Here is a 10,913-nt window from a genome sequence, read left to right as displayed (position 1 = left end):
CCCGGCCCAACTTCAACGAAGATTGAGCCGGGGTGCTGTTAGTAGTCGGTGATCTTTTTCATGTAGCGGCGACCGTCCAGCATGACCTGTTCACGTTTCGCCGCCAACTTATAGGCAAATTTCCAAAGCGCATCGAAGAAAATCAACGGCACGAAATATTCCTTGAAAGTGTCATCTATGTCAGCGAGATCGAGTTTCGCTGCATCCAGCACCAACATATTGTCCGGCTCGCCGAAACGGTACAGGAAATCCCGGCCACGCTCGGCCAGCGCACGCGTTTCATCAAGCCCAATCATGACGACGAAGCAGGCATTTTTATCGACGACTTCGAATGGGCCATGGAAGAACTCATTGGCGTGGATAGCTTGCGAGTTGATCCACAGCATTTCCATGAGCACGCAGATGGAGAATGAATAGGCTGCGCCATAAACCGGACCGCTAGCCATGGTGTAAACGACTTTTTCGCGGCCATAGCGCTCTGCATATCTGGTAAAGGTTTCATCAAAATGCTGCTGACCGCGTTCAATGGCCGGTTGCAGTGCCGGCAGGCTTTCCAGCAGTTTGGGCAGCAGGCTGGTCTTGTCGCGTAAATCGACAATGCCCGCCAGCAACATGTAAAGCACGCTGTAATTGCTGTCGGCGCCATCGATCGGAATGCCGGTGGTGTAGGACGCCTGGTATTGCAGCACGTGGTCGGCAGCGGCGGCGAGCGGCGATTGCGGATCCAGCGTCAGGGAGATCACGCAGGCGCCCCGGCGACGGGCATGTTCTGCCGCCCGCACCGTTTCCTTGGTGGTGCCCGTCTGGGAGCACAGAATGACAATGGCGTCGCTGTTGAGGCGACGCGGGTCACGTGTGACGAACTCGTCGCCATTATAGACATCAGAGGTCAGCAGTTCCGAATGGCGATCCAGAAAATACTTGCCCGGATGCATGATTGACAGCGATCCGCCGCAGGCAACCAGAAACACATGCGAAAAATCCTGCTGTGCAAGCGAATTCAAGGTTTCAGCAATATCGGTAGGAAGTTGGTTGGGCATTCTATTCCTCTTTTTAGCGTCTTGAAGAGCCTAGCTGCGCCGATCGGCAGCCGTTCCGGTTCAGTGCAACATTTCCCGGTACCAACCCCGCGATACGTTGACAGTTCTACGTTAGTGTGCGAACGTTCTCACATCTTGTCAATTGGGAAAATAAGAATGATTAAAATCGCGGCGATGGGCGATAATGTCGTCGATTGTTACATTTCGCGTCGGGAAATGTTTCCGGGCGGTAACTGTGTCAATGTCGCTATCCATATGAGCCGTTTTGGAGCCGAGGCGGCCTATATCGGCGTGGTTGCCGCAGATGCGGCTGGAAGGGTCATTCAGGCCGCACTGCGCGACGAGGACGTCGATACTTCGCATCTGCGCATGGAGGCTACAGGCAAGACGGCCTATTGCATCATTGGTCATCGCGGCAATAATGATCGCTATTTCATCCGCTTTGATCTCGGAGTGTCGATGTTTGAGCCGAGCGCTGCCGATATTCAGTTTGCGCGCCGGTTCGATGCCGTCCATATTGGTCAGTCGAGCGGCCTTGACGGCTGGCTGGATGCCATAGCGCCGCAACGCCTGTCCTATGATTTCTCCACCCGTCGCGACGTGGAACACTTTCGACGCATCGGCCCGAGATGCTTTCTGGCCTCTGTTTCGGGCGGTGAGCTTTCGCCAGACGAGGTTACGGCGACTATTGCCTGCCTGCGCGAGAGCGGCGCGGATTGGGTGCTGGTCACCCGCGGCACCAAGGGCGCAGTTCTTGCCGGTGCGCAGGGGGTTTTTTATGCCGAAGCAACGCCGATTGTGGCGGTTGACACGTTAGGCGCTGGCGACAGTTTCATTGCCCGCACCCTTTATGGCCTGTTGAAAGGCGAGATGCCCGCAACATTGCTACAGGCGGCGTCACGTGTTGCTGCGGCGACATGCGGCCAATATGGCGGTACAGGCCATGCAGCGCCGATAGATCTCGGCGAGCCTATAGCCGAGTTGCAGGATTGAGCCCGCTGCGCGTGTCTTTTTGAGGTTAAGACCGGCCAGATCAACCGGGATGGCGGGCGAGCGAACAGCGGGGCTGCCATTCGGCATGCAGCACGATATCCTGCTGCGCCCGATCGGCGCTATCGAGCCGCTCCAGGACTAGGCGCGCCGCGGCTTCGCCAACCTCGAGCAGCGGCTGCCGGATTGCCGTCAGTTTAGGGGTAAAGAACGACATCCAGTCCAGATCGTCGAAGCAGACCACGGACAGTTGCTGCGGAATGGAAATATCGAGTTCGCTGATCGCCAGCATGGCGCCGGCTGACATCAATCCATCGGTGGTAAACAACGCTGAAGGTCGGTTTTCCCGGGTCAGCAACGCGATGGCGTGCTGGCGGGCGATATCGATCGAATAGCTGCCCACCTGGGCAACGAGGCTCGGATCAAAGGCGATCCCGGCTTCCTCATGCGCTTCGATATAGCCGAGCAGACGTTGCCAGCTCGGATAAAGCGATGAAATATCGATTTTCTTGTGCTGGCGGTCGTGAAGAAATGCGTTGAGGTTCTTGTAGCGGCCATGCTCGAGTTCCGCCAGTACGCCAATCCGACTATGGCCGTCGAGAATCATTTGGGTCACTGCGGCGTGGGCGGCCTGGCGGCCATTGACGGTCACCGAATCCGCCTTCAATCCCTTCACGCGGCGATCGATCTGAACCACCGGACAGCCGCTGGCAACGACATCGTGCAAGTGCTGCGCCTTGAGAATATCACAGGGCGCAATGATGATGCCGTCGGCCTGCTTTTCGCGCAGAAGATCCACTGCCTCCAGCTCACGATCGATCGATTCATCGCTGTTGGTGACGATCAAGCCAAAGCCGCGCGCACGAACCATATCGGAAATACCGCGCAGAATACTGGCGTAAAACGGGCTTTGCATGTCGCCCGCGACAACGCCTATGGTCTTGCTGCGCCCGGTGATAAGACTGCGTGCCAGCAGATTGGGGCGATAGCCCAGCATATCAGCGGATTTCTTCACCTTGTCGCGGATTTCTTCGCTGGTATAGCCATAGCCGCCCAATACACGTCCGGCGGTCGCGGTGCTGACGCCGGCCAGGCGCGCCACATCGGCAATGGTCGTCTTGTCGGCGCGTCGTCCACTCATGTCTGCGCGTTCCTTCCAAGCAGTTTCACGCTGCTCAATACCTGTACCGTTTCATAGGCGATGATGGGCCTGATCTCAACTTTCAACTTGACGGATGCGATCAATCAATGGCTATATTGTGAGAACGTTCGCATATCATTTTCAGCAACGCAAGTAGAAGACGAGCCTCGCACGGGGATAAAGTTCCAATCAAAGGGGAGATAAATGACCAATCGTCGCAAAACCGCATCCCGGCGCATGATGGTAGCGCTGGCGGCGCTGGCCACGGCCGCCAGCATCACCTCGGTGCATGCCGCACCGATCAAGGCACTACAGGACGCTGTGCCGGAGAATTACAGGAAGGGCGTCAAGATTGCTGCCTTCAATGACTGGCCACCGGACGAGTTTGTCGAAGACGGCGTCCTGAAAGGCTGGAGCATCGACATGGCCAAAGCCATGTCGGAACGCATTGGCGTACCATTCGAATTTACCGCAACCAGTTTCGACGCCATCATTCCGGGCCTGGCCAGCAAGCGTTTTGACGCCGGATTTTCTTCCTTCGGTGTGACGCCGGAACGGCTTGATTCGCTTGATTTCATTCCTCAGCGCAAGGAAGGCACCGCCTATGCCTTCTTGAAAGGCAAGGACTTTTCCATCAAGTCGGAAAAAGATCTGTGCGGCCATAGCGTTGCAGTGATGACAGGTGCCTGGGACTACCAATATCTGAAGGAAAAGAGCGCCGAATTGTGCGAATCCGCCGGTGAGAAGCCGATTAACCTGCAGCAATTCACCACTCAGAACGCTGCCGAGCTGGCCGTGTCCTCGGGGCGTGTTGAGATGGTGGCGGCCGGATCGGCAAAAATGCATTATATGGCCAAGATTACCGGACGCTTCAGCGTATCTGAACTGGTCAGCAATCCGGTCTTCAACGGCATTGGCGTGCGCAAGGGTGATGCGCTTGGGCCAGTTTTCCGTGATGCCATCCAGTCCATGATCGATGACGGCTCCTACAAGGAAATCATGGCAAAGTGGGGCGTTGATGGCGCCGGCACCCTGGAAAAGGCGGTTCTGGTTACTAAGGACAATCCGGAGCCAAAATAGTCAGGGCCGATTGAAGGAGAACGCCCGTCAGCCGGCGGCGGTGCGAATACAGCCGCGGTCCATTACGCAAGGGCCGGCCCGGAACACGGGCCGGCGGGTTTGGTAAGTTCGAATACGAATTTCGCTAAACACGATACGGTAGTCTGGAGTAAATCATGGCAAGAACAGCAAAGACGGTCGCGCACCGGCCGGATATACATAGTGTCAAACCGATACCCGTGCGCCATCCGTCTCGATGGATCACCGGCGCCGTGCTCATTCTGATCGCATTGAGTTTTGTCAATATGCTGGCGACCAATGAGAACCTGCAATGGAACATTGTTGTGCGCTACATGTTTCATCCCGACATTCTCGCTGGCTTGGCGCGCACGCTGTTCCTGACTTTTGCCGCAATGATCTTCGGTTTTGCAATCGGCATCATACTGGCCGTGATGCGCCTTTCGGCCAATCCGGTGCTGCAATGGGCAAGCTGGCTGTGGATATGGTTCTTTCGCGGCGTTCCACCCCTGGTTCAGCTGATTTTCTGGTACAATCTGGCGCTTCTGGTTCCCAATCTGACCATTGGCGTTCCGTTCGGGCCGACATTGTGGTCCTGGGACATGAACACGCTGATCACGCCGATGAGTGCAGCACTGCTTGGCCTGTCCTTTACAGAAAGCGCCTATGCCGCCGAAACCATCCGCGCTGGCATCCAGGCGATCAACCCGGGCCAGACCGAGGCCGCCGCGACGCTTGGCATGACGCGATTTCAGATCATGACGCGGATCGTGTTGCCCCAGGCAATCCGCATCATCATTCCTCCGATCGGCAATGACACCATTTCAATGCTGAAATTCACGTCACTGGTCAGCGTTCTGGCCTTGCCAGATCTGCTTTATTCGGCGCAGATGATTTATTCGCGCACCTACCAGACCATTCCGCTGCTGATCGTGGCCACGATCTGGTATCTCATCCTGTCGACTGCCCTGACCATCCTCGAGCACCATGTCGAGAACCACCTGAAATCCCGGCAGACCACCCGTTCCGCATCATTCCTATCCAGACTTCTGCCCTTCAAATTTGCGCTTGGATATCAAAAATGAATGAAACGCCCGCGAGCTTGCCACTGCTGCAGGTGGAAAGACTGACCAAATCTTTTGGCAATCACCGGGTGCTCGACGGCATCGACATGACGGTGGAAAAGGGGGACGTGACCTGCATTGTCGGCCCATCCGGCTCCGGCAAAAGCACATTGCTGCGCTGCCTGAACTATCTCGAAGTGCCGGATTCCGGTGCCGTGTTGCTGGAAGGCGAGCCGATCGGCATGCGTTGGCAGGGTGAGCGGCTTTATACGATGTCCTTCAACGAACTGGCACGCCAGCGCCAGAAAATGGGCATGGTGTTCCAGGGCTTCCATCTCTTCCCCCATAAGACCGTGGTGGAAAACATCATCGAGGCGCCTATGATCGTACGCAAGATAGGTCGCCGGTCGGCCACCGCCGCGGCGATGAAGCTGCTGGAAAAAGTCGGCCTTACCGAGCGCGCGAATTATTATCCCGACCAGCTCTCCGGTGGGCAGCAGCAACGCGTGGCGATTGCCCGTTCATTGGCGATGCAGCCTCGGCTGATGCTTTTTGATGAACCCACATCAGCTCTTGATCCGGAACTGGTCGGTGAGGTTCTGGCGGTGATGCGCCAGTTGGCCGAAGATGGCGTGACCATGATTGTCGTCACGCATGAAATGAACTTCGCTCGCGAAGTCGCCGACCATCTGATTTTCATGGATGGTGGCGTGATTGTTGAATCCGGCCCGCCTAAAAAGGTTATGGGCAATCCACAACATCCGCGTACTAAAAGTTTTTTGAAGCGCGTGGCGTGACAGGAACGAATGATGATAATTCTCAATGCACAGCAAACCGAAGCCGCGCTCGATTATCCGGGATTGATCGAAGCCTTGCGTCAAGCGCATGCGAGCGGCAAACGACCGCAAAGCGACACTACCGTGCTTCAGGATCGGAAAAGCGCAGACAACCAGTTTGTGTCCCTGGTAGCTTGGCTCGAAGGGGAGGCGGTTGCCGTCAAGCTGGTCGGTGTTTTCCCTGCGAATGTCAAACTTCCTGTGGCCCAACCTTCGATCCAGGGCACGGTAACGCTGTTCAGCGGTCAGACCGGCGAAGCACTCATGGTCTGTGATGGCGCCATTGAAACCTTCAAGAAGACGGCGGCAGATTCGGCACTTGGCGCCAGCCTGCTGGCGCGCAAGGACGCCCGTACCTTGCTGGTGGTTGGTGCCGGGGGGCTAGCGCCCCATGTGGTGCAGGCTCATTGCGCCAGCCGACCGTCGATCGATCAAGTCTTTATCTGGAACCGCAACTTCGACAGGGCGGAAAAACTTGCCAGCCGACTTGACATTGCTGGCGTCGACATCGTTGCCGTGGAGAATCTCGATAACACAGTCTCGATGGCGGACATCATATCGTGTGTCACCATGTCGACCAATCCGCTGGTTAAGGGAAAACTCCTCAAAGAGGGCGCTCATGTCGATCTGATCGGTGCCTATATGCCGGACATGCGTGAAGCCGATGATGACGTGTTCCGTCGTGCCGGACGGGTATTTGTTGATACGCGCCATTGCTGTGATGGTTCGGGCGAACTCGGAATTCCGCTCGCCACTGGACTGATCAAGCATGAGCAGATCGAAGCTGATTTGATTGAGCTATGTCAGCCAAAACATCCGGGCCGCAGCGATGATCGCGAGATCACGGTCTACAAGAATGTCGGTGGCGGGCATCTCGATCTGTTTACTGCCCAATATCTGTACAGCACTTTTTAGAGGTGGCGGGGCCACGTTTAACACACACGATATTGAACACCGGATGGATGCGAAGGCCCGTTGTTGACTGGCAATCATAATCAACGGTCTGGCCTTGAACGTTAAATGGATAGGTAGCTAGTGAAAATAGCATTGACAAACTTTGCCAATCTGCGATTTTAATTGCAGTGAAGGGAGAATTTGATGGTAACGATGAACGTATCGCTCCCTCATCCTATGAAAGAATGGGTTGAGGCTCAGGCCAAAACGGGACGCTATTCGAATGCGAGTGACTATGTGCGCGATTTGATCCGTAAAGATCAAATGCGCAGCGATAAGATCGCAGCGATGCAGCGCTTTGTTGACGAGGGCTTACAAAGTGGCCCAGGAAGTCGTTCACAGGATGAACTCTTCGCAGTGGCACTCGCTAACGCCGAAAAATCTCTGAAACGCAACTGATGGAATTTAAACTCTCTGTTCTTGCGGAAGACGATATCATTGCTATCGCCGAGCAGGGTATAGCAATGTTTGGGCCTGTGCAGGCGAAACGCTATCATGCAGAGTTGTTTAACACTCTGGATTTAATTGCAAAGAACCCACAAATGGCACGTGCACGTGAAGAAATTTCTCCACCTGTGCGGGTGCACCCGTTTAAAGCCCACCTCATTATTTATCAAATTGAAGCAGACGGAACAGTTTTTGTAATTCGGGTACGTCATGCATTTGAAGATTGGGTCAGGGATCCGTTTTAATCTTTGCTTTGATCGTTTCAGATTTCGATGCAGTATGGCCTGGATTTCATACATGATGTAAACGTTCCTGACTTGGAATCAGAAACAGGGTCTTGGCCACCAAATTTGCCCCGCTTACACGGCACTGTTACCTTAACCTAAGTGTAAACATCAGTTGCGATAACGGGTGATGACCGAACCTCGTTCTTCGCTTTACCGCCGCCATCGTTATCCATCTGAGATTATTGCAGAGGCGGTGTGGTTGTATTTCCGCTTTCCGCTAAGCTTTCGCATGGTTGAAGACATGCTGGCTTATCGTGGCATCTTCGTCACATATAAGACCGTGTACGAATGGGCGGAGAAATTCGCACGTGCTTATGCCAGTAATATCCGTCGCCGCACACCGCGGCTTGGCGATAAATGGCACCTGGATGAATGTGTAATATCTATCAAAAGTGAGCATCACATTCTTTGGCGAGCAGTTGATCAGGATGGTTTTGTTTTGGATGTTCTGGTCCAGAAACGCCGTAATACCAAGGCCGCCAAGCGCTTCATGCGCAAGCTTCTCTCTGCACAGGGCTGTGCACCCCGGATCATGGTCACCGATAAACTACGATCATATGGCGCTGCCAAACGAACGATGGGACTTAGCGTTTGCGATCATCGCCAGCATAAGGGTTTGAACAATCGGGCAGAGAATTCGCATCAGCCGATCCGACGACGAGAGCGGGTTATGAAGCGCTTTAAATCGGCGCGACATGTGCAAAATTTCACGTCGATACATGATCCGATCTACAACCTAAATTATTTCCCCCGAAACCAATTCAATGCCGCCGATCATCGTGAGTTACGACAAGCCGCCACTGACATGTGGCGCGAAATCACGTGCCTGAAATCCGCATGACAGATGCGCCAAAGAATACGTTACGTCTGCACTCTCGTTAAAGTAACAGTGCCCTGGATACACTCGAATTCATCCAGCCGTACATCATGGTGTGGATTCGCCGTTGTTTATAAGTATACCGATTCGATTGGCGTACTTTGCCGGAATGTTTCCGGCTATGCGGATCGAGATCGAACCGTAAGCAGGGTTTTAGGTAGGAGTTGATCGGCAACATCAGAAGCGATAACCTTCTGTGACCAATCGACGGTGCCCTGCTGGTTCGGTGCGCACCGTGTGGAGCGTTAGGGCGTTCCATTGACGAGCGAAGCTTGAAGTTGGCGGAGCTTTAGCGCCGAAACCTACTCATCAATGAGGTTGATCGCCATTTCGCGGCACTTTTCGAAGGATACCGATACGGCTGGCGCTGTTCCATCCACGACGTTGAGCCCTTCTCAGAATTTCCGCGGGCGGAGTAGGTGGCGAAAATGAAGAACCGCGCGTCCGAGCTCTCTGAACGCCTGGTTGATAAGGACACCGCCTGTACAAATCGCGTCTTCATGGCAGCCGCATATTTGACATATTTGCGCTCCTACCAGTTTATCGGTCCAGAGGGTGTAGGGAAAGGGTTGGGAACGTTCTAAAATCTCTTGGCTGACTTGCTGCGCAGTCATGACCCGCGCGAAATAGCTTCCTGCGATTTGGCAGCCTTAATGATCCAGCGTTGGAAGCGCGCGCCAAATGGCTTGCTCAACGCGGCGCGGTCCCACGCGAGATAATAGCTTTCCGACAGCCGCAAGCGGAGGTCATAGGGTATAATCAGTCGGCGCTCGGCTAATTCTTCTCCAATCATTGAAATTTGGGCCAATACCACGCCGCGTCCACTCAAAGCTGCGCCTATTGCGCCGGTAGACAGGCTAAAGGAAAATCCGGGCGCTGCATGCAATGTATCAACACCTATATGGCGCGCCCAGTCGGCCCAGTTCGGCGGCGGTAAATAATCGCTCTCCCAGTCAATGCCCAACAGCGGTAGCGACAAAATATCGGCCGGCTGCTGCAGCGTACCGCCAGCCAGCAATTGTGGCGCACAGACCGGGACCACCCAGTCGCGATAAAGCTCGACATAGTGCTCGTGCGCCAGCACGCGTTTACCATAGGTTATGCGGAAATCCGCCGGCTCAACGCCAAGCTGGGGCTCGATGTCCTGTCCGCTCAAGCGCACGCGTGCTTCCGGATGTTGTGATTGCCAGTCAAAAATCTTTGGCCCAATCCATCGGTTGGCTACCGATGTCAGCGCGCTCAGGATTATTACGCCGTGATTGCGCGCCCGTTCGAGTACATCTCCCGCCCGGGCAAGTTGTTCGAATCCCTTCGAGATCTGCTCGTGATAAATCCGGCCCCAAGTGGTCAGGGCTATCTGGCGTCCTTTTCGCTCCAGCAGCGTGACGCCAATAGCCTCTTCAAGACTGCGTATCTGCTGACTGACAGCGCCGGGTGAAACTCCCAGTTCGCGCGCCGCCTTTGTCACTGTTCCGCAGCGCCCAATCGCCTCGAAAACCTGCAATCCCCGCAAGGGCAAATTAAGCATAACCGCTGTACTCACGTTGGTACTTTTTAGCTACTCTAAATAAAAACGCAGGACTAGTCAGCTTGTATTTGCTGTGCTCCCCCCTGAACATGCTGGCAATTAAAATCGAAAATTGGGGAACGATCATGTTTTTAAGGAATGCTTGGTACGTCGCTGCCTGGGATCATGAGGTCAATCGCGAGTTGAAGACGGTGACGATTCTCGGTGAGCCGATCGTTCTTTATCGCACCAGCGATGGTCGGCCGGCGGCGCTTGAAGACGCGTGTCCGCATAGGAAATTGCCGCTTTCCATGGGGCGCATCAAAGGTGATCAGGTCGAATGCGGCTATCATGGCCTGACCTTTGATATGACCGGCACCTGCACCCGCGTTCCCGGCGCCGAGAAAATTCCACATGTCGCCTGTGTACGATCCTATCCTGTGGAAGAACGCTATGGTCTTGTGTGGATCTGGATGGGCGAGGCGGACAATGCCGACCCGGCGGAAATCTTCCATGTCGAGCATTTCGATGATCCGGCCTGGGGCGTCAATCGTGGCGAATCGATGATGCTCAACTGCAATTATCTCTACATGACTGACAATCTACTCGATCCGTCTCATGTCGCCTGGGTGCATCAATCTTCCTTCGCCAGCTCAGCCTGCGAGGAAACGCCCCTTGAAACCACGGTGGCTG

11 protein-coding genes and 1 pseudogene are annotated in these 10,913 nt (G+C 54.8%); 9 read left to right on the top strand and 3 right to left on the bottom strand.

Features of this window, described 5'->3' with window-relative positions; all coding sequences use genetic code 11:
* Positions 1–38 precede the first annotated feature (38 nt).
* Positions 39–1,040: an SIS domain-containing protein gene (locus OHI65_RS22865; RefSeq protein ID WP_264359180.1), complete on the bottom strand. Its 1,002-nt coding sequence runs from the start codon at positions 1,038–1,040 to the stop codon at positions 39–41.
* A 156-nt stretch (positions 1,041–1,196) separates the two neighbouring features.
* Here OHI65_RS22865 and OHI65_RS22860 point away from each other — a divergent pair, with 156 nt between their 5' ends.
* Positions 1,197–2,033: a PfkB family carbohydrate kinase gene (locus OHI65_RS22860; protein ID WP_264359179.1), complete on the top strand. Its 837-nt coding sequence runs from the start codon at positions 1,197–1,199 to the stop codon at positions 2,031–2,033.
* 40 nt (positions 2,034–2,073) lie between these two features.
* Here OHI65_RS22860 and OHI65_RS22855 read toward each other — a convergent pair whose 3' ends face one another.
* Entirely contained in the window at positions 2,074–3,171 is a 1,098-nt protein-coding gene (locus OHI65_RS22855) for a LacI family DNA-binding transcriptional regulator (RefSeq protein WP_264359178.1), read from the bottom strand.
* Positions 3,172–3,375: 204 nt separating this feature from the next.
* On the opposite strand from OHI65_RS22855, the gene OHI65_RS22850 reads away from it, so the two are divergent.
* The 7 genes from OHI65_RS22850 to OHI65_RS22820 all read left to right on the top strand — a co-directional run bounded on the left by OHI65_RS22850 (position 3,376) and on the right by OHI65_RS22820 (position 8,677).
* Positions 3,376–4,251 carry an ABC transporter substrate-binding protein gene (locus OHI65_RS22850; RefSeq protein ID WP_113534077.1) on the top strand — a complete coding sequence of 292 codons (876 nt, stop codon included), beginning with the start codon at positions 3,376–3,378 and terminating at the stop codon, positions 4,249–4,251.
* Positions 4,252–4,406: 155 nt separating this feature from the next.
* Positions 4,407–5,333, top strand: a complete 927-nt coding sequence (locus OHI65_RS22845) for an amino acid ABC transporter permease (protein ID WP_151610661.1) — start codon at positions 4,407–4,409, stop codon at positions 5,331–5,333.
* Complete coding sequence (locus OHI65_RS22840; protein ID WP_151610662.1) at positions 5,330–6,109, top strand: amino acid ABC transporter ATP-binding protein; 780 nt, start codon at positions 5,330–5,332, stop codon at positions 6,107–6,109. The genes OHI65_RS22845 and OHI65_RS22840 overlap by 4 nt, the downstream gene beginning before the upstream one ends.
* Before the next feature lie 9 nt (positions 6,110–6,118).
* Positions 6,119–7,063, top strand: a complete 945-nt coding sequence (locus OHI65_RS22835; protein WP_151610663.1) for an ornithine cyclodeaminase — start codon at positions 6,119–6,121, stop codon at positions 7,061–7,063.
* Positions 7,064–7,246: 183 nt separating this feature from the next.
* Complete coding sequence (locus OHI65_RS22830; protein ID WP_151610664.1) at positions 7,247–7,501, top strand: type II toxin-antitoxin system ParD family antitoxin; 255 nt, start codon at positions 7,247–7,249, stop codon at positions 7,499–7,501.
* Positions 7,501–7,794, top strand: coding sequence for a type II toxin-antitoxin system RelE/ParE family toxin (locus tag OHI65_RS22825; RefSeq protein ID WP_151610665.1), 294 nt, complete (start codon positions 7,501–7,503; stop codon positions 7,792–7,794). The genes OHI65_RS22830 and OHI65_RS22825 overlap by 1 nt, the downstream gene beginning before the upstream one ends.
* Positions 7,795–7,963: 169 nt before the next feature.
* Entirely contained in the window at positions 7,964–8,677 is a 714-nt protein-coding gene (locus tag OHI65_RS22820; RefSeq protein ID WP_011983098.1) for an IS6 family transposase, read from the top strand.
* A 646-nt stretch (positions 8,678–9,323) separates the two neighbouring features.
* Here the strand turns inward: OHI65_RS22820 and OHI65_RS22815 are convergent.
* A complete protein-coding gene (locus tag OHI65_RS22815; RefSeq protein WP_151610692.1) occupies positions 9,324–10,241 on the bottom strand; it encodes a LysR family transcriptional regulator in 918 nt (305 codons plus the stop codon).
* A gap of 125 nt (positions 10,242–10,366) precedes the next feature.
* On the opposite strand from OHI65_RS22815, the pseudogene OHI65_RS22810 reads away from it, so the two are divergent.
* Positions 10,367–10,909: pseudogene (locus tag OHI65_RS22810) on the top strand (Rieske 2Fe-2S domain-containing protein); the annotation flags it as partial.
* Positions 10,910–10,913 lie beyond the last annotated feature (4 nt).

This window comes from Brucella sp. MAB-22 (assembly GCF_025908475.1).
In the GTDB taxonomy this organism is placed as follows: Bacteria; Pseudomonadota; Alphaproteobacteria; order Rhizobiales; family Rhizobiaceae; genus Brucella; species Brucella anthropi.
The sequence above is the reverse complement of the archived record's forward strand: the minus strand, read 5'-3'. Positions and strand labels throughout refer to the sequence as shown.

Coding starts and splice junctions, on each gene's coding strand:
- OHI65_RS22865 (WP_264359180.1), bottom strand. CDS start 1,040: ATGCCCAACCAACTTCCTACCGATATTGCTGAAACCTTGAATTCGCTT.
- OHI65_RS22860 (WP_264359179.1), top strand. CDS start 1,197: ATGATTAAAATCGCGGCGATGGGCGATAATGTCGTCGATTGTTACATT.
- OHI65_RS22855 (WP_264359178.1), bottom strand. CDS start 3,171: ATGAGTGGACGACGCGCCGACAAGACGACCATTGCCGATGTGGCGCGC.
- OHI65_RS22850 (WP_113534077.1), top strand. CDS start 3,376: ATGACCAATCGTCGCAAAACCGCATCCCGGCGCATGATGGTAGCGCTG.
- OHI65_RS22845 (WP_151610661.1), top strand. CDS start 4,407: ATGGCAAGAACAGCAAAGACGGTCGCGCACCGGCCGGATATACATAGT.
- OHI65_RS22840 (WP_151610662.1), top strand. CDS start 5,330: ATGAATGAAACGCCCGCGAGCTTGCCACTGCTGCAGGTGGAAAGACTG.
- OHI65_RS22835 (WP_151610663.1), top strand. CDS start 6,119: ATGATGATAATTCTCAATGCACAGCAAACCGAAGCCGCGCTCGATTAT.
- OHI65_RS22830 (WP_151610664.1), top strand. CDS start 7,247: ATGGTAACGATGAACGTATCGCTCCCTCATCCTATGAAAGAATGGGTT.
- OHI65_RS22825 (WP_151610665.1), top strand. CDS start 7,501: ATGGAATTTAAACTCTCTGTTCTTGCGGAAGACGATATCATTGCTATC.
- OHI65_RS22820 (WP_011983098.1), top strand. CDS start 7,964: ATGACCGAACCTCGTTCTTCGCTTTACCGCCGCCATCGTTATCCATCT.
- OHI65_RS22815 (WP_151610692.1), bottom strand. CDS start 10,241: ATGCTTAATTTGCCCTTGCGGGGATTGCAGGTTTTCGAGGCGATTGGG.